Annotated in this window: 18 protein-coding genes; 12 read left to right on the top strand and 6 right to left on the bottom strand. The window is 70.3% G+C overall.

Annotated elements, in window-relative coordinates; translation table 11 throughout:
- Positions 1 to 6 precede the first annotated feature (6 nt).
- The 7 genes from ABD256_RS01395 (at position 7) to ABD256_RS01365 (ending at position 6,369) form a co-directional block, all read left to right on the top strand.
- Positions 7 to 699 (top strand): HAD-IA family hydrolase, encoded by a 693-nt coding sequence (locus ABD256_RS01395; RefSeq protein ID WP_344412431.1) that lies wholly within the window; start codon positions 7 to 9, stop codon positions 697 to 699.
- A 105-nt stretch (positions 700 to 804) separates the two neighbouring features.
- Positions 805 to 1,389: a putative immunity protein gene (locus tag ABD256_RS01390; RefSeq protein WP_344412429.1), complete on the top strand. Its 585-nt coding sequence runs from the start codon at positions 805 to 807 to the stop codon at positions 1,387 to 1,389.
- 589 nt (positions 1,390 to 1,978) lie between these two features.
- The gene (locus ABD256_RS01385; RefSeq protein WP_344412427.1) at positions 1,979 to 2,686 is read left to right on the top strand and encodes a GntR family transcriptional regulator; all 708 of its coding nucleotides are present in this window, start codon (positions 1,979 to 1,981) and stop codon (positions 2,684 to 2,686) included.
- Positions 2,679 to 3,491: an arginase family protein gene (locus ABD256_RS01380; protein ID WP_344412425.1), complete on the top strand. Its 813-nt coding sequence runs from the start codon at positions 2,679 to 2,681 to the stop codon at positions 3,489 to 3,491. The genes ABD256_RS01385 and ABD256_RS01380 overlap by 8 nt, the downstream gene beginning before the upstream one ends.
- An 82-nt stretch (positions 3,492 to 3,573) precedes the next feature.
- Complete coding sequence (locus ABD256_RS01375) at positions 3,574 to 4,746, top strand: hypothetical protein (RefSeq protein ID WP_344412423.1); 1,173 nt, start codon at positions 3,574 to 3,576, stop codon at positions 4,744 to 4,746.
- A gap of 613 nt (positions 4,747 to 5,359) precedes the next feature.
- On the top strand, positions 5,360 to 5,776 hold the full coding sequence (locus ABD256_RS01370) for a VOC family protein (RefSeq protein ID WP_344412421.1): 417 nt from the start codon (positions 5,360 to 5,362) through the stop codon (positions 5,774 to 5,776).
- 2 nt (positions 5,777 to 5,778) lie between these two features.
- Complete coding sequence (locus ABD256_RS01365; protein ID WP_344412419.1) at positions 5,779 to 6,369, top strand: dihydrofolate reductase family protein; 591 nt, start codon at positions 5,779 to 5,781, stop codon at positions 6,367 to 6,369.
- A gap of 49 nt (positions 6,370 to 6,418) precedes the next feature.
- Here the strand turns inward: ABD256_RS01365 and ABD256_RS01360 are convergent, their stop codons facing one another.
- Complete coding sequence (locus ABD256_RS01360; RefSeq protein ID WP_344412417.1) at positions 6,419 to 7,630, bottom strand: cytochrome P450; 1,212 nt, start codon at positions 7,628 to 7,630, stop codon at positions 6,419 to 6,421.
- Between the two features lie 65 nt (positions 7,631 to 7,695).
- Here ABD256_RS01360 and ABD256_RS01355 point away from each other — a divergent pair, with 65 nt between their 5' ends.
- Positions 7,696 to 7,950, top strand: coding sequence for an SRPBCC domain-containing protein (locus ABD256_RS01355; protein ID WP_344412670.1), 255 nt, complete (start codon positions 7,696 to 7,698; stop codon positions 7,948 to 7,950).
- On the opposite strand, the gene ABD256_RS01350 is transcribed toward ABD256_RS01355, so the two are convergent.
- Positions 7,933 to 8,508 (bottom strand): TetR-like C-terminal domain-containing protein, encoded by a 576-nt coding sequence (locus tag ABD256_RS01350; RefSeq protein ID WP_344412415.1) that lies wholly within the window; start codon positions 8,506 to 8,508, stop codon positions 7,933 to 7,935. The two genes, ABD256_RS01355 and ABD256_RS01350, sit on opposite strands and share 18 nt — an antisense overlap.
- Before the next feature lie 108 nt (positions 8,509 to 8,616).
- Here ABD256_RS01350 and ABD256_RS01345 point away from each other — a divergent pair, with 108 nt between their 5' ends.
- On the top strand, positions 8,617 to 9,957 hold the full coding sequence (locus tag ABD256_RS01345) for a carboxylesterase/lipase family protein (protein ID WP_344412413.1): 1,341 nt from the start codon (positions 8,617 to 8,619) through the stop codon (positions 9,955 to 9,957).
- A gap of 210 nt (positions 9,958 to 10,167) precedes the next feature.
- On the opposite strand, the gene ABD256_RS01340 is transcribed toward ABD256_RS01345, so the two are convergent.
- Together ABD256_RS01340 and ABD256_RS01335 are read right to left on the bottom strand one after the other, a co-directional pair.
- The gene (locus tag ABD256_RS01340; protein WP_344412411.1) at positions 10,168 to 12,504 is read right to left on the bottom strand and encodes a non-ribosomal peptide synthetase; all 2,337 of its coding nucleotides are present in this window, start codon (positions 12,502 to 12,504) and stop codon (positions 10,168 to 10,170) included.
- Positions 12,501 to 13,214 carry a thioesterase II family protein gene (locus ABD256_RS01335; RefSeq protein WP_344412668.1) on the bottom strand — a complete coding sequence of 238 codons (714 nt, stop codon included), beginning with the start codon at positions 13,212 to 13,214 and terminating at the stop codon, positions 12,501 to 12,503. The genes ABD256_RS01340 and ABD256_RS01335 overlap by 4 nt, the downstream gene beginning before the upstream one ends.
- Before the next feature lie 230 nt (positions 13,215 to 13,444).
- Here ABD256_RS01335 and ABD256_RS01330 point away from each other — a divergent pair, with 230 nt between their 5' ends.
- The 3 genes from ABD256_RS01330 (at position 13,445) to ABD256_RS01320 (ending at position 17,086) form a co-directional block, all read left to right on the top strand.
- Positions 13,445 to 14,785 carry a KamA family radical SAM protein gene (locus ABD256_RS01330; protein WP_344412409.1) on the top strand — a complete coding sequence of 447 codons (1,341 nt, stop codon included), beginning with the start codon at positions 13,445 to 13,447 and terminating at the stop codon, positions 14,783 to 14,785.
- Positions 14,782 to 16,041 carry a pyridoxal phosphate-dependent aminotransferase gene (locus tag ABD256_RS01325; protein WP_344412407.1) on the top strand — a complete coding sequence of 420 codons (1,260 nt, stop codon included), beginning with the start codon at positions 14,782 to 14,784 and terminating at the stop codon, positions 16,039 to 16,041. The genes ABD256_RS01330 and ABD256_RS01325 overlap by 4 nt, the downstream gene beginning before the upstream one ends.
- A gap of 346 nt (positions 16,042 to 16,387) precedes the next feature.
- Positions 16,388 to 17,086, top strand: coding sequence for a helix-turn-helix transcriptional regulator (locus ABD256_RS01320; protein ID WP_344412405.1), 699 nt, complete (start codon positions 16,388 to 16,390; stop codon positions 17,084 to 17,086).
- Between the two features lie 25 nt (positions 17,087 to 17,111).
- Here the strand turns inward: ABD256_RS01320 and ABD256_RS01315 are convergent, their stop codons facing one another.
- Positions 17,112 to 17,900, bottom strand: coding sequence for an ABC transporter permease (locus tag ABD256_RS01315; RefSeq protein ID WP_344412403.1), 789 nt, complete (start codon positions 17,898 to 17,900; stop codon positions 17,112 to 17,114).
- On the bottom strand, positions 17,897 to 18,949 hold the full coding sequence (locus tag ABD256_RS01310) for an ATP-binding cassette domain-containing protein (protein WP_344412401.1): 1,053 nt from the start codon (positions 18,947 to 18,949) through the stop codon (positions 17,897 to 17,899). The genes ABD256_RS01315 and ABD256_RS01310 overlap by 4 nt, the downstream gene beginning before the upstream one ends.
- Between the last annotated feature and the right edge of the window lie 40 nt (positions 18,950 to 18,989).

The raw sequence follows: 18,989 nt of genomic DNA, 5'->3' as shown, positions 1-18,989 counted from the left end.
GTACTGATGCAGAACAAAATAGCTGCGGAGCTGCGAGTCCGCGCGCTCCTGCTGGACCTCGACGGGACACTGGTGGACTCCCGAGCCGTCGTTCGGCGCTCTTGGCAGCGTTGGGCCGACGCCATCGGTATCCCGCTGGAGTCGTTCTTCCACCGCACGCACGGCAGGCCGGGCCACGAGGTGATGGCCCAGATTCTCCCGAAACGCCCCGTAGCCGAGAACCTCGCGGACAGCCGCGCACTGCTCGACGACGAAATCAAGGACACCGACGGCGTACGCGCGTTGCCCGGCGCAGTCCGTTTGCTGGCATCGCTGGCCGACATACCTTGGGCGATCGTCACCGCATGCACGGAACCGCTGGCGCGGGCCAGGCTCGCCGCCGCCGGGCTCCCGATCCCGCGAGTGCTGGTGACCGCGGAGCAAACCGACGCGGGCAAACCTGACCCGGCGGGCTACCTGCTCGCGGCGCGGCGCCTCGGTGTCGAACCCTCGTGGTGCGCGGTCATCGAGGACGCGCCGGCGGGGGTAAGCGCGGCCATCGCGGCCGGAATGCCCGTGATCAGTGTCGGCGGGCCGATGGAGCCGGTGCCGACCTGGGAACTGGCCGGCCTCGACGATGTGGAAGCGCTTCCGGACGGCGTACTGCTCCGGTTGATCGGCTCGCTCGTTCAACGAAACGGCGCGCTGAACTTGTCTTGACGGGACGAAAATCCCTCCGCGGCCCGGCTTGAAGGGTTTCGCCTCCGCGTACTGGGCAGATCGCGGAGAAGTTTCACCCGGCGGTTCAACGATACGGTCGACGTCATGGACGCGGCTGACGAGAATCGGACGATCGAACTCAGCATGGCGGAGCTGCGCTTGGTCGCTCGCTACTGCGTGGAGAGTGCCGAAGAAGTGTTGGGGCTCTTCGAGTCGGATCGCCCGGACGACCGCAGGCCACGTGCGGCCGTCGAAGCGGCGTGGACGTTCGCGGCGGGTGCCAACCGGACGAAACTGCAGCGGGTCACGGCCATGGATGCCCACCGGGCAGCCAAGGACGCGAGCACTGAAGTCGCGAAGCACGCGGCGCACGCTGCCGGTGACGCCGCCTCCGCCGCGTACCTGCATCCTCTCGCGAAAGCGACCCAGGTCGGGCACATCCTGCGTGCCGCCGCGCACGCGGCACGCGCGGTCGAACTGTCCGCCAGCGACGAACCGGGTACGGGAGACCGGCACATCGAGCGGGCTCGTCAGCGCGCGACACCTGGTCTTGCCGACGTACTCGCGCGCTATCCCCTCGCGCCGACCGGCAAGAGCCGCGTCGCGCAGCTCATGAACACCTTGGACGCGGCACTGCGCTGCCCGCCCACCCCGCCGAAGCGCTCCGGCGGCTCGTCCGGTCCTATATAGACATCGCGTTGTCCGATGTGGACTTGCGCGGCGCGGTCATCTCGGGACCGCCAGCGCGCGCAACCACGAGTTCCTCGCGGAGCTGGGTGAACGGATCACCGCTCTCGCCTCAGGCCGGGTCGATGCCGTCCTCGAAGGCGCCGGATCCGGCTGCCTGCCCGATCTGGTGCGACTCACCGGAAGCCCGGACCGGGTAGTGACCGTCGCTGACATGGACGTCGCGAAACACGGCGTCCACCTCTCGCGCCTGACCGGTCCCGAAGGGGCCCGCAGGCAGTCGAAGGACTTGCCATGCCCACTGGCCTCGTCCAGCAAGGCCGCCTCACCGTCCAGATCAACTCGATCACCGAGTTCCCGAGTGCCGAACCCGCACAACGGGAAATGGCCGTTCGCGCTGCACGAGGCTGTCCTGACCCCGAAAGGGCCCGTTCCGCACTGTCCTATGTGGAACGATTTTCGGGTGCCTCAACTGGCCCTGCGACAGCCGTTGACCCGGCAACCGGTTACATCAGAGGATGCATTGCCAGATTGCCGGACAATATGGCAACTTGGGGTGTCAGGTCGGGTTCGGCGGAAGGGGTTGGCGACCGTGGCGAGTTCGATCTCCGGCCTGGGTGCGAGCATCCAGCGGCAGAGCACCACCGGGCAGGCCGCCGAGGCCGTCCGGCAGGCCATCTTGTCCGGTCGGCTGCCGCCGGGTACTCCGCTGCGCGAGGCCGCCGTCGCCGCCGAGCTCGGCGTCTCCCGCAGTACCCTCCGCGAGGCCGCGCGGATCCTCGAAAGCGAGGGCCTGGTCAGTTACCAGATGAACCGCGGCATCGTCGTCGCGGACATCACCGGGCCGGATGTCGCCGACATCTACGCTGCCCGCGCCGCCGTGGAGCTGGCCGCGGCCGACGCCCTCACCGCGCACCGGGACCCGGTGACCTACCAGCGCCTCGCCGAGCTGGTCGACCAGATAGAACACGCCTTCGAGCGCGGTGACACCGCCGCCGCGCTCGACAGTGACCGGCTCTTCCACGCCACCCTGGTCGAGGCCACCGGCAGCCCCCGGTTGCGCCGCATCCACGGGCAGCTCCAGCAAGAACAGCGCCTCGCACTGGCGCTGGCCGAGCGCTCCCGCCGTGAACTCGGCCGCACCGCGGACGACCACCGCCGACTACTGGACGCCCTGCACGGCAGCCCCGAAGAAGCCAGGGCGGAACTCACCGCGCACCTGCGAACCGGCGCCGCCGAACTGCAACGGCTGCTCGACCTGCTCGCCCACCGGAACGAAAGAGAGACACCTCGTGGCTGACCACGGCACCGATGGCACGTGGAATCTGATCGTCACGCCCTGGCACCTCGACGAGCACATCCCGGCCTTTCCGATCCCCGCCACCGCGGCTCAGGTCAGCCGCCCGGTCTTGCCGTCCGGCCCCGTCTCCGCCCGGATGGGCCTGCTGCACCGGGCCGCCGTCGACGCGGTGACGCGGGCCGACCGGCCCCTGGTGCTCTCCGGCGACTGCCCCACCTCCCGCGCGGCGGTAGCCGGGCTGCAGCGCCGCCATCGCGACCTGGCCGTGCTCTGGCTGGACGCCCACGGCGACTTCAACACCCCCGCCATATCGGCCAGCGGGTACCTCGGCGGCATGGCACTGGCCATGCTGACCGGCCGCACACCTAACCTGTTCGACGACACGCTCGACCTGCGGCCCATCCCCGACACCGGCATCGTGCTCGCGGACGCCCGCGACCTCGACCCCGCCGAGCGCGACGCCCTCACCACCAGTCACGTCCGCCGCGTGCCCGCCGACCCCGCCGCGGTCGCCTCCGCCCTCCGCCAGCTCGGCCCCGTCCCGGTCTACCTCCACCTCGACATCGACGTCATCGACAGCGCTCAGCTGCCCGGCGCGCGCTTTCCCACCGGCCCAGGACCTTCCCTCGCCCAGATCGAGGAATGCCTGGCCGCCGCCTGCGCCACCGCCGACATCACCGCCGCCTACATCGCCTGCGCCTGGCTCCCCGAGCACGTGAACGACCAGACCACCCGCCAGACGATCACCCGTCTGACCGCAGCGCTCGGCGCCAGCCTGGCCTGGCACGAACCCGCCAGCAGCTGACCGCGGTTCGCGCCGCCGAGATGCCGTTTTCACGTTTGACTTGTGGGGACCGGTCCCCGGCAGGCCGCACTAGCGTTTCCGCATGGCGCTGGTCACCTGGGGGCGGGTCTGGCTCGCGACGGCGGTACTCGTGTCGTCGGCGGCAGGCTGTGGAACAGAGGACACCGAAACCGCCCGATGGCGGCTCGACTACGTCACCGACTCGCGCGACGCGTACGTGCGACACGTCGTCGCCGTGTCCCCGAACGAGGGCTGGGCTGTGGCCACCGAGAAGAACGGCGACGGCGACAGCGCGGATGTCCTGCTGCACCGCGACGGCGCCGAGTGGCGGCCTGCGCCGACACCACCCGCACTGAACACCTACAAGGGCGCGGAACTCGGCACGCTGGCCGCTTCCGGTCCGGACAACGTGTGGCAGTTCGGCAACTTGGCGCCGGACGGGGGCGTCCGGGACCGGCAGAACGGCGCGGTGCGGTGGGACGGGCAGCGGTGGAGCCGCACCTCCGTCTCCTTTCCCGTCTACGACGCCGTGGTGCTGGCACCCGACAACGTGTGGGCACTCGACGCATCGTCGGCCGGGCCCGCGGCGCGGCACTGGGACGGTACGAAGTGGACAGAGCAGCGGTGGTCGCCGGCCGAGTACTACCTCGACTCGCTCGCCGCCACCGGTCCCGATGATGTGTGGGCGTCCGGATTTCACGGCGACCAGGCCGCGATCATGCACTACGACGGCAAGCGGTGGGAACCGGTCGACATCCCCTCGATAAGACCGGCACCGGCGCAGAAGGCCTCGATCCACGACATCTTCGCGGTCTCCCGCACCAACGTCTGGGCATTCGGGCAGCTCACTTCGGCCGCCGGAAGCCCCACTACGTTCGCGGTGAACTGGAACGGCTCGGAGTGGCGGAAGTACGCGGACGGTTGTGCCGACCCCAGCGCACGCATCCGATCGCAGTCCGGTCCGCGGGGGACCGGCGACGGTGCGGGCGGTTTCGTGCTGTCCTGCGCGATCGGTGGCGTGCAACACCGTTCGCGCGACGGAAACCCCACCAGGATCGAGAATCCGGACCCGGTCGCGGGGCGCGGGAGCGAGGCCACCGACCAGGACCGGCAGCAACTGTTCGTGCTCCACGACCTGACACTCGTGCCGGGTACCCGGCAGGTGCAGGCAGTCGGCGCGGTCGGCATCGCCCTGGCACCCGGCGACACCAAGTTCTCGCGCGGTGTCATCGCCTCGTACACCACCGGCGGCTGACCGGGTTCCCGAGAAGGCGCGGTCGGGGACGTCAGCCGCCTGACGTGCGCACGTGCCGGTGCCCGCGGGCGGGGAAGGTCGGTGGTGCGGGTGGTAGCAGGTCGTGCAGGAGGTAACCGCAGTTCTCCGCCACGCGGCAGGAGGCTGGGTTGTCCTCGGCGTGCAACAGGTCCAGGCGGGTCAGCCGGACGTACGAGCATTCCGGTGTCGTGGCGGCCGGCGCAGGCGTCGTCGAGCAGCAGCGACCGGCGCAGTCCGTCCGAGATCAAACCGGTCAGCGAAGTGACGAGCCGGACCTCGGAGGGCGAGAAGTACGGGCGGTCCTTCTCTCGGAACACCGTGAGCGCACCCCAGGTGCAGGTGCTGGACAGGACGACCCGGAGTTCGTCGGAGTAACCCCCGTGGCGCCGGACTTCCCGGTGACGCCTGCTGAGGTCGAGAGTCCTCCACGCCGAGTCCGCGGTGGACCAGCCGCGAGATGGTGTCGCGGAGCTGGTCGTGCACGCCTTCGGCGGTGGTCATGCCTCAACCTGGCCGACCCCCCCAGAAATATGGGGATAGCCGCGAGAACCCGATCGCACCATGATCAACGCACGCACTGGGAGGTACTGGCATGAGAACGTTGCACGTCGGACTGCGGGTGACCGATCTCGTGCGGTCGCTGGAGTTCTACACCGCCGTCGGCTACGAGGTCGTCGGCAGTGTGCCCGAGACGCCGATCGGGCGGCTGACCATGCTCAAGCTCCCCGGCGACGAGTTCGTCACCGTGGAGCTGGTTCACGACGGCAACCCGGTCGACTGCGGCACCGGCGTGAGCCACTTCGTGGTGCAGGTCGGGTCGATGGCCGACACGCTCGATGCGCTGGCAGGCCGCGGGATCGAGCCGGTCGCCCCGGGCTACGAACGCGATGACGGTATGAGGACGGCGTTCATCGCCGACCCGGACGGCCGCCGGATCGAACTCGTCCAGTGGCCGGCGGGGCACACCGACGGCATGACCGCCGCCGACTTACCAGCGGAAGGGGAATGAAAATGGGTAGGACGCCACTGCGGCTTTACATGTCCATGTCGGTCGACGGGTACATCACCGGGCCGGACGACCGGCCTGGCCAGGAACTCGGCCGCGACGGGGGACGGCTGTTCAACTGGCTCGACGACCGGATGTCCGATGGGGTCAACGGGCAGGTGTACGCCGAGGCCAGCTCGACCGGCGCGGTGATATCCGGACGGCGCACGTTCGAGCTGGCCAAGCGATGGCACGGTGACCACCACGACGGCGTGCCGATCCACGTGCTCACCCACGACATCGACCCGGCCGACGAGCCACCGGGCAGCGCGAAGTTCTACACCGACGTCGACGCGTGTGCCGACGAGGCCCGAGAAGCAGCGGGAGATCGGGCCGTGCTGGTCCACGGCGCGGGCGCGGCGCAGGCGTTGCTGGCCGCGGGCCAGCTCGACGAGCTCGAACTGCACCTCGTCCCCGTGCTGCTGGGTGAGGGGCGGCGGCTGTTCGAGCCGACCGGGCTCGGCCACGTCGAGCTGGAGCTCGTCCGCAGGCTCGAAGGCCGCAACGCCACCCATCTGCGTTACCGCGTAGTCGGGCGAGACGGAAGACAGCCGTGACGTCGGTGGGAGATCGGTCGTCATCGGCCCGCCGAGATGCTCGCCGTCGCTACCACGTGACCGGCAGCCGGTACACGCCGTAGATCGCCGCGTCGTCCTTGAACGGCAGGTCGTCGACGGGTGCCGCGAGCTTCAGCGCGGGGATGCGCTCGAAGAGCGTGTCGAAGACGATCTTCAGCTCCATCCTGGCGAGGTTCTGCCCGAGGCACTGGTGCGGCCCGAACCCGAACGCGACGTGGTGCCGCGCGCCGCGGTCGATGTCGAAGGAGTCCGGATTCTCGAACGCCTTCGGGTCGCGGTTCGCCGAGTAGCCGAGCGCGAGCACTCCGTCGCCCGCCTTGATGGTGGCGCCGCCGATTTCCACGTCCTCCACGCACAGCCGCGCGGTCGCCGCGTCGACGATGGTGAAGTAGCGCAACAGTTCCTCGACGGCCGGGGCCGTCTTGTCCTGGTCCGCCTTGATCGCGGTGAGCTGCCGCGGGTTTTCCAGTAGCGCGATCGTGCCGAGCGAGATCATGTTCGCGGTGGTCTCGTGCCCGGCGACCAGGAGCAGGAAGGCGAGCGCGACGAGCGGGCCGCGCTGGTAGGTGCCTTCCTCGCGGAGCTTGGTGATCTGCCTGCCGAGCAGGTCGTCACCCGGAGCCGATTCCTTCTGGACGACCAGCTCGTCCAGGTAGCCGTGGACGGCTTCGAACGCCGCGCGCCGCTCCTCCGGGCCGGTGGTGCGCTTGAGCAGCTCCGCCGTGTGGGTCTGGAACAGGCCGTGATCGGCGTAGGGCACGCCGAGCAGTTCGCAGATCACGAGCGACGGGACGGGCAGCGACAGCGCGGAAACCAGGTCGGCGGGCTTCGGACCGGCCAGCATTTCGTCGATCAGGTCGTCGACGATCTGCTGGATCCGGGGGCGCAGCGCTTCCATCCGCTTGACGGTGAACTCGCCGAGCACCGCGCGGCGGGCTGGCCCGTGCTCCGGCGCGTCCATCGCGATCATCGTCCGGTCGTCGGAGTCCCGGCGGAACGAGTTGCCGCCCACGGTCAGCGCGGGGAAGTTCGGGTGGAACCGGTCGGCGCTGAACCGCCGGTCGTTGAGCACCATCCGGACGTCCTCGTGCCGCGTCACCACCCAGGCCTGCCGCCCGTCTGGGAGGCCGACCTTGCTGACCGGCTCCTCCTCGCGGATCCGGGCGTACTCCTTCGGCGGCGCGAACGGGCATTCGCGGGCGACCGGGAATTCGACGGCGGGTTCTTCGAGCGTGGTCATGGTGGTGCCCCCTCAAGGTCGTCGCGTGTGCTCGTTCGCGCTGAGTATGCGGACGAACACCTTCCATTTCTAGGTCCAAGGTACTGAAGTGGAGGATTTCCGTCCACTCGCAAAAGGGTGACCGCTCGCCCGCGGACGGCCAGATCCTGATCGTCCGGAGGTTCAAGGCCGTTCCGCGCCTGGTCTACCGCGCGTGGACGATGCCGGAGCTGGTCGGGAGGTGGTGGCGCGGGCACCGCGGTACCCGCGCCGAGGTCGAACTCGACCTGCGCGTCGGTGGGAGACGGCGGCGCGTCATCGGTTCACCGCAGCGCTCGTAGCGCCAGGTCGGCGAGGTGCGCCACGTACTCCCGCCCTACGCGCTCCCCGCGCAGCAGCACGCGGAGCTGGATCGGGCCGGCGAGCATCTCGAGCACCAGTTCGGCGTCGACGTCGGCGGGCAGGTCCCCGCGGTCGATGCCGCGGTCGACGAGCACTTTCGCGCGTGCCAGCCGCGCCGCCCAGAACTCGCGGCGCATCCGGTCGAACTGGTCGCGGTCGTCCGAGGTGGCGGTGGAGGCGCGCACGAGCGATTCGCCCGCCGGGGTCGCGAGGAACGAGGCCAGCGTGGTGAAGAAAGCCGTGAGGTCCTCGTGGGTGGATCCGGTGTCCGGCAAGGGGAGTGCGGTGTCGAGCCGGTCCATGAGCGCTTCGAGGACCAGGTTCGCGCGAGTTCCCCAGCGCCGGTAGACCGAGGTCTCGTGGACGCCCGCCCGTGCCGCGATGTCCGCTATCCGCGCTCCCGCCACGCCATCGGCTTCGATCGCCTCGGCGGCCGCGGTGAGCACCGCCCGCCGGACGGTCTCGCCGCGGCGGGCTTTGGGTGTGCGGGAGGTCATGGGCCCATCATCGCAAGTCGAGTTGCGTTATGCCCGCCCGGTGGAGTTCCCTGGAGGCAGTTCGCAAGTCACCTTGCGAACGGAGCGGACTTTTCGAGGCGGGGCGCCATGACGGTGACGGCGAAGACCACGGCCGGTGAACTACGGGGACGTGCCGAGCACGACCTGGTCGTCTTCCGGGGTGTGCGCTACGCGGAGAGCGCGCGGTTCGAACGTCCTCAGCCGGTGGAACCCTGGACCGGCGTCCGCGATGCGACGGCCGACGGCCCGATCGCGCCGCAGCTGCCGTCGCGGCTCGAAGCCGTGATGGGCGCGCCGGAGGAGTCGGTCCACGGCGAAGACTGCCTGAACCTGACCATCACCACACCCGGCGTCGACGGCACGCGCCCGGTGCTGGTGTGGTTCCACGGCGGCGCCTTCGTGACCGGCGCCGGGTCGTGGGACTGGTACGGCGGGCACCGGCTGGCGAACCAGGGCGACATCGTGGTGGTCAGCGTCAACTACCGCCTCGGCGCGCTCGGGTACCTCCGTGCGCCAGGAGTGTCGGAGGGCAATCTCGGCCTGCGCGACCAGATCGCCGCCCTGCGGTGGGTCAAGGACAACATCGCCGCGTTCGGTGGCGACCCGTCGGCGGTGACCGTGGCCGGTCAGTCGGCCGGTGCGCACTCGGTGGCCTGCCTGCTCGGCGTTCCGGAGGCGCGACGGTTGTTCCGGCGCGCGATTCTGCAGAGCGTGCCGCTCGGCCTCGGGCTCGGCGACGGGCGGAAGGCCAAGCGGTCGGCCGAGCGTTTCCTGGCGTTCCTAGGTGACGATCCCCGAACGGCGGCGGTACCCGAAATCCTCGACGCGCAACGGCGAGTGGCCGTGGCCTCCGGGGGCAGGCTCGGGCTGGCCATCGCCCCGCCGTTCATGCCGGTCAGCGGGACCGGCGTGCTGCCAGCCTGGAAGGACTGGCAGCGCACCGCGCTCGCCGCGGCCGACGATCTCGACGTCGTCATCGGTACCACCGCGAAGGAGGCGGCGGCGTTCCACACCACGAACCCGGTCTTCCGCGGCGTGCGCCGCGTGCCGTTCCTGGGCCCCGCACTGGCGGACGCGGCGACGCGGGCCGCCGGTGTGATGGTGTTCGAACGAGCCAGCCGCGCGCTCGCGTTCGACCTGAGCCGGGCTGGTGCGAGGGTGTGGGCCTACCGGTTCGGCTACGCCCCGGAAGGATCCCCGTTCGGTGCTTGCCACTGCATCGAGCTGCCCTTCCTCTTCGGCGACGAGCGGAGCTGGGCGCAGGCCCCGATGCTGGCCGGTGCCGACGAGGCGCGGACGCGGGACCTCGGCGTGCGGCTCCGCGCTTCCTGGCTCGACTTCGTCCACAGTGGACAGCCGGACGGCGAGAACCTCGCGTGGCCGCGGTTCACCGCGGACACCCCGATCGTGCACCACTGGCAGGCCTGACATCCCGGTCGTCACCCGGCGGCCTTTTCGAGCGCAGCGGAGCCCGAGACGGCGGGGTTTCCGAACGGGCCAGGCTGCTCGAGGTGACGAGCGCCAGTGCCGCCATCAGCACGAGTAGTCGTGGGCGGGCGTTGCCGAGGATCGAGCGAAACCGCCCGCAACGCCGGGGGATCCGGGTTGCGGGCGGTTTCGCGCGCGGTCGGTGCGGTATCAGCGGCTGGCCGCGTGCTGCCGTTCTTCGGTGGCCGGATCGCGGTCGAGCAGTTCGCTGAACCGCCGGACCGTTCGCGTCCGGTAGAGGTCCACAACGGACACTTCGCCGATCCCGGCCTCCCTGACCCTGGTCACGATGGTGAACGCCAGCAACGAGTTCCCGCCGACCAGGAAGAGGTCGTCGTCGAGCGACACGGGGACGCCGAGGGTTTCCGCCCAGAGCGCGCCCATCCGGTGTTCGAGGTCGCTCGGCTGCTCACCGTCGTCGTGGCGCAGCCGGAGTTCGGCGGGCCCGACCGGATCCGGAAGGCGCGCGACGTCCAGTTTCCCGTTCTGGGTGACCGGGAGTTCGGGCAGTTCGGTGATCGTCGCGGGCACCATGTATTCGGGCAGGTGCTCGCGCGCGCTCGCGCCGAGCGCCGCCACGTCGATGTCCTTGCCGACCACGTAGGCGTGCAGCACCTCGGTACCCGCGCCGCTGCCGCGGGTACCCGCCACCACCGCGGCGGCCGTGACGGCGGGATCGGCCAGCAGCCGTTCGCGGATCTCGCCGAGTTCCACCCGGTGGCCCCGGATCTTCACCTGGTCGTCGGCCCTGCCGAGGTACTCCAGCTCGCCGTCCGGCAGCACCCGGCCGCGGTCGCCGGTGCGGTACCACCGGTTTCCCGGCTTGCCGTCGCGGGCGAGGAGGAACTTGGCCGCGGTGAGCTCGGGGCGGCGGTGGTACCCGTCGACGATCCCGGCGCCGCCGAGCAGGATCTCGCCCGGGACGCCCGGCGGCACCCGCCGGTCGCGCTCGTCGACGACGTCCACCTGCCAGCCGGGGATCGCGTGCCCGACCGACCTGCTGGCCACGGCGGCGCTCTCGCTCGTCACCGGCTGCCATGTGCAGGCCACCGTCGTCTCGGTGATCCCGTACATGTTCACCACCTGGCACTGCTCGCTCGGGTAGCGCCGCAGCCACCGGGACATCAGGGCCATGTCCAGCGGTTCACCGCTGAACATCAGCAGCCGCACCGGAAGCCGGTTCGGCTGCCCGGCGTCGACTTCGGCGAGCTGGGTGAACACCGACGGCGTCTGGTTCAGCACCGTGACGGCCTCGTCCGCGAGCAGCTCCCGCAGCGCTGAGGCATCGCGCGCGGTGGTTTCGGGCACGATCACCAGCCGTCCGCCGGTGGCGAGGCAGCCGAAGATCTCCCACACCGAGAAGTCCCACGAGTAGGTGTGGAACAGTGCCCACACGTCGTCACCGCCGAACCCGAATCCGTACCGCCGCGCGGAATCCAGCAGCGCGCACACCTGGCGGTGGGCGACCACGACCCCCTTCGGCTTGCCGGTGGACCCGGAGGTGTAGATCAGGTACGCCTCGTCGTCAGCCGCTCCGGCGGGGGTGACGGGCTCCGCCCTGTCCCGCAGTGCGGTCTCGTCGAGCAGCAGGGTCGGCAGGCCCAGTTCGCCGAGTTCGGTGGAGTCGCTCGCCAGCAGGGTGACGTCGGCATCCTCGGCGATCTGGCGCAGGCGGGCGACCGGGTTCCCCGGTACCAGCGGCACGTAGGCCGCGCCGGTCTTGAGCACGGCGAGGATGGCCGCGATGAGCACCGGCGACCGGCCGAAGGTGAGCCCCACCCGGGAACCGCGTCGGGCGCCGAGCGCGATGAGCTTCGCGGCGATCGCATTGGCGGTCTCGTCGAGTTCGCGGTAGGTCAGCGCGTAGCGGTCGCCGGTCACCGCGATCGCGTCCGGCCGTTTCCGCACCTGTGCGCCGACGAGTTCGTGCAGGGTGTGGTCGCCGTCGAGCCGGACGGGCTCACCGTCGCCGGGCAGCACCGGTGCCGGGTGCGGGCCCGCGATGAGGTCGATGGTGCCGACGGGGTCGGCACCGTGTGCCGAAAACGCGGTGAGCGCGGTGCCGACGCAGTGCAGGAACCAGCGGGCGGCGGTGGGGTCGACGAGGTCGTTCCGGTACCGGCAGACGAGCCGATCCTGTCCATTGTGGACATACAGGGTGATCGGGAACTCCGACGGCTCCGGCCCGACGGCGACCGCGGGCGACGGCGCGCCGGGCTCGGTCACCTGGCTCGCGTTCGTGCGGGCTGCCGCCGCGTACTCGGCGCGGGTGCGGGTTTCGTCGACCGGCACGCTCCACGCCTGCCAGCCGTCGTCGTGCAGCGCGATGCGCGGGACGTCGCCGGTGTAGCGGGCGAGCACCGCGGCGACGGCGGCGATCAGCGTCGCGGTGCCGGCGCCACCGGCCGGTGCGGTGAGCGTGGTCGTGCCGCCCCGCCCGTCGAGCGGTCCGAACGTGGCCCACGCCGGCTGCTCGTAGGAAGTCACCGGGCCGCCTCCGTCACGGTGCGGCCGATCGTCTCGGCGATGAGCCCGAGCAGGCCCGAAGCGTCGGGCAGGAAGTACATGTGCTCGCCGGGCAGTTCGGTGACGGTGCAACCCGCCGCAGTGCGGTTCTTCCAGGCGGCAAGGGATTCCGGCGAGACGAGCTGGTCGCGCTCGCCGCGGATCGCGGTGATCGGGACGGGCACGACGGCGTCGCGCGGTGCCACGTAGTCGTCGCGGGCGAGCATGTCGGCGCGCAGCGGCGGCAGCAGGATCACGCGCAGCTCCGGCTGGGCGAGCGCGGGATGGCTGAACCCCGCGATCTTCTCCACGGAGCGGACGAACTCGTCGTCGGAGAGGCCGCGCAGGCCGAGGTCGAGCGGAGTCACCGGATCGGGGGCACCGCTGACGATCAGGTGCGCGACGCGGAACTCACCGCTGGCGGCGATCGTCCTGGCCAGCTCGAAGGCCACCACGGCCCCGGAGCTGTGCCCGAACACCGCCAGTTCCTCGCCTGGCTCGGCGGTCTCGCGGATCTGCGCCAGCGAGTGCGTGACCAGTTCCGGGACGGTGTCGAGCGGGGCGAGGTCGAACAGCTCCTCGCGGCCGGGGAACTGCACCGGGTGGAGTTCGACGCCGGACTCCGGTGGCGGCGACCACTCCCGGTAGACCGACGCGCCCGCACCCGCGAACGGACAGCAATAAACCTTCATGCTCACCGGATTCACCCTTTCGCAACGGAAGTAGTCGCGAAACTATCGCCGCGTCCTGTTGCCTGGTGCCAGACATTTCCGCGCGCGTTCGGGCGGGTTTTTTGGGCGCACCGATGTTTCGAGCATTCTGCCATGCGCGTGCGAAGTAGCGTCGCGGACGAACCAATCAATTGTCAAATCCGTGCAGTGGGCTCACCCGCGTGCTAGTCGCAGGAAAGGGAAACAAGCCCGTGAAGCTGTTAACGCATCCAACCCCGATCGGCAGCAGGTTCGAGGCGTACGGGCCGAGCAAGCTCGACGAGATCCTGCGGCGCTTCCCGGTGCCGGAGGAACTGGCGGAGACCATCCGGCTCTTTTCGCTCGTGTTGCCGTTCCGGGTGAACGAGTACGTGCTTTCCGAGCTCATCGACTGGACGCGCGTGCCGGAAGACCCGATCTTCCAGCTGGTGTTCCCGCAGGACGGGATGTTGTCGAAGGCCGACGAGCACGCGCTGGCGAAGGTGGCGACCGGCCCCGGCCGTCGCGCCGAACTGCCCGCCGTGGTGAAGCGGATCCGGCAGAGCCTGAACCCGCATCCGTCCGGGCAGCTCGAACTGAACGTGCCGAGCCTCGACGGCGAGAACCTGCGCGGCCTCCAGCACAAGTACCGGCAGACGGTGCTGTACTTCCCGCAGCAGGGCCAGACCTGCCACACCTACTGCACCTACTGCTTCCGGTGGGCGCAGTTCGTCGGCGACCAGGACCTGCGGTTCGCGGTGAAGGAGGCCGACGAACTGGTCCGCTACCTCCACGCCCACCCCGAGGTCACCGATGTGCTGGTGACCGGCGGGGACCCGATGGTGATGTCGGCCGAACGCCTGCGCGTGCACCTCGAGCCGTTGCTGGCCGTCGACACCGTCCGCACCATCAGGATCGGCACGAAGTCCGTCGCCTACTGGCCGCAGCGCTTCGTCACCGACGCGGACGCCGACGACACGCTCCGGCTGTACCAGCAGGTCGTCGACTCCGGGCGGACGCTCGCGGTGATGGCGCACTACAGCCACGCTCGCGAGCTTTCCACCGACATCGCGCAGCAGGCGATCCAGCGGATCCTGTCGACGGGCGCGCGGATGTACTGCCAGTCCCCGTTGATCGCGCACGTCAACGACGACGCGGACGCGCTCGCGGAGCTGTGGGCGGGGGAGTTCACCGCGGGCGCGGTGCCGTACTACCTGTTCGTCGCGCGCGACACCGGCCCGCACGACTACTTCAAGGTCCCGCTGTCCCGCGCGTACGAGCTGTTCGCGGCGGCCTACCGGCAGCTCCCCGGCCTGGCGAGGACGATCCGCGGCCCGGTGATGTCGGCGACGCCGGGGAAGGTGATCGTGGACGGCACGGCCGAGATCGGCGGCGAAAGCCTGCTCCAGCTCAGGTTCCTGCAGGGCAGGGAGCCCGCGCTCACCGGCCGTCCGTTCTTCGCCCGCCACGACCGTGACGCGGCGTGGCTCGACGAGCTGGACCTGCTGCCGGGCACCCCGCCCGACATCCTCGGCGCGGTGCGCTCCCAGCTGGAGACGAAGGAGGACCGGTGACCGCGGTGTTCGCGACCTCGCCCAACCTGGCGCTCGACGAGGCGGTGAACCGGCTGCGGAGCGAGGGGCGGTCGCTCGTTCATCTGGGGTTCGGTGAGTCGCAGCTCCCGGTTCCCGATTTCCTCACTGCTCGTTTGAGTGCGGGCGCGCAGCGGAACGCCTACGGCCCCATCGCCGGAGCCGAGGACGTCAGGGCGGCCGCGGCCGGCTACTTCACCCGCCGCGGGCTGGCGACCTACGCGGCGCAGACGGTGCTCGCGCCCGGGAGCAAGCCGATCTTGTTCGCGTTGATGGCCGCGCTCGAGGGATCGGTGATCCTGCCGAAGCCGTGCTGGGTGACCTACGAGCCGCAGGCGCGGCTCGCGGGACGCGGCGTCCTGGAGGTGCCGATCCCCGCGGAGAGCGGTGGCGTACCGGATCCGGACCGGCTGCCCGAGGCCATCCGCGCGCACCGGGCGGCAGGCGGAGATCCCCGGATCCTGCTGCTCACGCTGCCGGACAACCCGACGGGCACGTACCCGTCGCGCGCGGTGGTGCGCCGGCTGTGCGAGATCGCGGAGGAAGAGGACCTGCTGATCATCTCGGACGAGATCTACCGGGACATCCTCCACGAGGACGGCGCCGCCGTGACGAGCCCGGCCGAGTTCGTCCCGGACCGGACGGTGGTCACCTCCGGGCTGAGCAAGAGCCTGGCGCTGGGGGGCTGGAGGATCGGTTTCGCGCGGTTCCCGGACACCGAAAAGGGACGATGGCTGCGGGCGCGGGTGCTGGGCGTCGGCAGCGAGATCTGGTCGACGCTGGCCGGCCCGATGCAGGAGGTGGCCGTCCACGCGCTGTCCGAGCCCGACGAGGTCGTCGCTCATCTGAGCGCCAGTGCGCGCTTGCATGGTTCGGTCGCGGCGGCCGTGCACACCATCGTCACCGAGGCCGGTGCGGTCTGCCGCAAGCCGACCGGCGGCTTCTACGTGTACCCGGACTTCGAGCCGGTGAGGGCGGTGCTGGCCGCGAAGTCGGTTACGGATTCGGCATCATTGCAGGAGTTCCTGATCGAGCGGCTCGGCGTGGCCGTGCTCGGCGGCCACCACCTCGGTGACGTGCCGGGATGCCTGCGCTTCCGCGCCGCGACCAGCATGTTGTACGGCGGGACCCCGGCCGAGCGATGGGCGGCGCTGCGGGATCCCGACCCCGTGAGGTTGCCCCATGTGGCGAACCAGTTGAACACGCTCCGTGATGCCTTCCTGAGGCTCACCGCGTAACCCGATGTAACCCGATCGCCTTCGAAACGCCGGTGCCGCACCCTCCCCAGGGTGCGGCACCGGCGTGTTCGGGGGGTGCCGACCGAACCGAACCGTTCGGTCGGCGGGCCTACCGAACAGTGCGGTCGCGCACCACGGGATTAGAGCGGGTTCACCTGGTCGTGTTGACCGTGAAAAACCGACTCCATAGAGTCATGGTCGTCGGAAGTGATCCGGCACTCGCGATACCGAAACATCGTGACTCGGCAACCATCGTGATCCAGCATCGGTGATTCCGTGTGGAGCGGAATTACCGGCAACTCTTTTCCGTGATGATGAACAGAGGCTACCGATGACTATTGCTCCGATGGCTCCCCACGGCCTCGCCGTGGCCGATCGACCACTGAACAGTGTCGATTTCGCCTATGGGTTGACCCGTGAGTACGAGCACATCTTCTCGTCGTTCTTCGAGAATTCCGGTGTGTCCCTCGCGATCTTGGACCGCGAACTGCGCGTGCTCGACGCCAACCCGGAACTGCTCGCACTGGTCGGCCGCTCGTCGGCCGAGGTGCGGTGGTCGACCTTTCCCGCACTGCTGCATCCTTACGTCGCCCAGCGCGTGGAACAACGGCTGATCCGGCTCGCGCGGCGAAAGGACCGCGTGTTCCGCGACCAGTTCCACCAGCTCGTTTCCGGGACCGCGGCGGCACCGGTGACCGTCGTCGCGACGGCGCTCCCGGAGAACGCCGAGGGCAAGGCGGCGGTGCTCCTGCTGTGCCTGCCCCATCGCGGCAGGCGGCCCAGCGCCGACGGTGGTGCGGCGGGCGGCAGGCTCACCGATCTCGACGCGCGCATCCTGCAGGGGATCGCGGAGGGCACGACCACCGCGGAGATGGCCAGGAAGCTCTACCTCAGCAGGCAGGGCGTGGAGTACCACATCCACCGGATGCTGCGGAAGCTGAAGGTGAAGAACCGGGCCGAACTGGTGTCGCGGTGCTATGTGCTCGGCCTGCTGACCCCGGACGCCTGGCCCCCGAAAGTGCCGCAGCAGCACCGGGCGCCGTGACTGCGACGGCGCCGTCGCGGGGCGCTCAGCCCGCGACGGCGCGACGGTACACGCGGCTGCTCGTGGTGACCGTCACGACCAGCACCAGCGCGAGAACGCCCACCGCGATGAGGGTGGCGTGCTGTTCCGCGAAACCGGTGCCGGTGACCACGGTGGGGTTGCCCCAGAGCGTGCGGCAGGCCGCCACCACCGAGCTGACCGGGTTCCACGCCGAGACGGTCGCGAGCCAGTCCGGCAGGCCGCGCAGCGGTACGAACGCGTTCGACACGAACGACCCGAGCACCATGATCATCGCCGCGGTGGAGCTGATCGCCTCGGTGCCGCGGACGCACAGTCCGATCAGGACACCGACCCACAGCATGCCGTAGGAGAACAGCAGCAGCAGTGCGAACCCGGCGATCGCGGACAGCGGCGAGGCGTGGATGCGCCAGCCGAGGAGCGCGGCGATCCCGCTGGTCGCGGCGATGCCGACGGCGACGAGCGTGAGTTCGGAGAGGGTGTGTCCGAACAGGACGGCGGAGCGCCGGATCGGCAGCGAGCGGAACCGGTCGGCGAGGCCGCCGCGGAGGTCGTCGGCGATGCCGAGTGCGCTGGTGGCCACGCACGCGAGCCCGACCTGCACCGCGACGCCCGCAGTCAGGTAGTCGACGTAGCGGAATCCGTCGGGCAGCGCGATGGAGCCCTCGAAGAGGTAGCCGAGCACGAGCACCATGCTGATCGGCATCATGAGCACGCCGATCACCTTCGCGGGCGAGCGCCACATCGCCGTGATGCGCCGTCCCGCCAGTGCCGCGATATCGCCGAGCGTCGTCACGCCACGAACTCCCTTCCGTTCGATGTCACAGTGTTCGGTGTCGCAGTCTTCGGTGTCGCAGTGTGTGGCGGCGAACCATTCGATGTCGAACTGTTCGATGTCATGGTTGCTTCGGCGCCGGAGGCGGTGATCGCGAAGAACACGTCGTCGAGCGACGGTCGCCGCAGTGCGAAGTCGAGTACCGCGATCCCGGCGGCGTCGAGCCGCGCGGCCACCCTGCCGATACCGCCGACGCCGCCGGGGACCGGTGCGCGGACGCGGGCGCCCTCGGCTTCGGCCGCGACCGCGTCACCGCCTTCCGCGGCAAGGATTTCCCGCGCCTGCCCGGCACGGCAATGGTCCGCGACGACGATCTCGAGCCATTCGCCGCCGACGGTGCGCTTCAGCTCGTCGGGGCTGCCTTCGGCGACCACCTTGCCGCCGTCGATGACCACGATCCGGTCCGCGAGCTTGTCGGCCTCTTCGAGGTACTGGGTGGTGAGCAGAACCGTGGCGCCCGCGGCGGCCTCGGCGCGGATCGCCGCCCACAGCGCGGACCGGCTGGACGGGTCGAGGCCGGTGGTCGGTTCGTCGAGGAAGATGACCGGCGGGCGCGAGATGAGGCAGCTGGCGAGGTCGAGCCTGCGCCGCATCCCGCCCGAGTACGTCCTGGCCTGGCGGTCCGCGGCGTCGGTGAGATCGAACTGGGTCAGCAGCTCGACGGCGCGCGCTTTCGCGGTCCGGCGGCCGAGGTGCAGCAGTTTTCCCAGCAGCACGAGGTTTTCGCGTCCGGTGAGGTCCTCGTCGACGGCCGCGTACTGGCCGGCGAGCCCGATGCGGCGCCGTACCCGCGCCTGGTCCCGCACGACGTCGAGCCCCGTCACGGTGGCGCGTCCGGCGTCCGGGGTGAGCAGGGTCGACAGGATCCGGACGGTCGTGGTCTTGCCGGCCCCGTTCCGGCCGAGCACGCCGAGCACGGTGCCCGCCGGCACGTGCAGATCGACCCCGCGCAGCGCCTGGTTCTTCCCGTAGCTTTTCCGAAGGCCTTCGGTTTCGATCGCCGCGGTCACCTGCCACCCCTTTCCCGTGCGCGGGCGCCGTCCGAGAACA

It is taken from the genome of Amycolatopsis minnesotensis (assembly GCF_039529815.1).
Classification (GTDB): Bacteria; Actinomycetota; Actinomycetes; order Mycobacteriales; family Pseudonocardiaceae; genus Amycolatopsis; species Amycolatopsis minnesotensis.
The sequence above is the reverse complement of the archived record's forward strand: the minus strand, read 5'-3'. Positions and strand labels throughout refer to the sequence as shown.

What these genes read in the sequence shown, in the direction of transcription:
- ABD256_RS01395 (WP_344412431.1), top strand. Translation starts at nt 7, where the DNA reads ATGCAGAACAAAATAGCTGCGGAGCTGCGAGTCCGCGCGCTCCTGCTG.
- ABD256_RS01390 (WP_344412429.1), top strand. Translation starts at nt 805, where the DNA reads ATGGACGCGGCTGACGAGAATCGGACGATCGAACTCAGCATGGCGGAG.
- ABD256_RS01375 (WP_344412423.1), top strand. Translation starts at nt 3,574, where the DNA reads ATGGCGCTGGTCACCTGGGGGCGGGTCTGGCTCGCGACGGCGGTACTC.
- ABD256_RS01370 (WP_344412421.1), top strand. Translation starts at nt 5,360, where the DNA reads ATGAGAACGTTGCACGTCGGACTGCGGGTGACCGATCTCGTGCGGTCG.
- ABD256_RS01365 (WP_344412419.1), top strand. Translation starts at nt 5,779, where the DNA reads ATGGGTAGGACGCCACTGCGGCTTTACATGTCCATGTCGGTCGACGGG.
- ABD256_RS01360 (WP_344412417.1), bottom strand. Translation starts at nt 7,630, where the DNA reads ATGACCACGCTCGAAGAACCCGCCGTCGAATTCCCGGTCGCCCGCGAA.
- ABD256_RS01350 (WP_344412415.1), bottom strand. Translation starts at nt 8,508, where the DNA reads ATGACCTCCCGCACACCCAAAGCCCGCCGCGGCGAGACCGTCCGGCGG.
- ABD256_RS01345 (WP_344412413.1), top strand. Translation starts at nt 8,617, where the DNA reads ATGACGGTGACGGCGAAGACCACGGCCGGTGAACTACGGGGACGTGCC.
- ABD256_RS01335 (WP_344412668.1), bottom strand. Translation starts at nt 13,214, where the DNA reads ATGAAGGTTTATTGCTGTCCGTTCGCGGGTGCGGGCGCGTCGGTCTAC.
- ABD256_RS01320 (WP_344412405.1), top strand. Translation starts at nt 16,388, where the DNA reads ATGGCTCCCCACGGCCTCGCCGTGGCCGATCGACCACTGAACAGTGTC.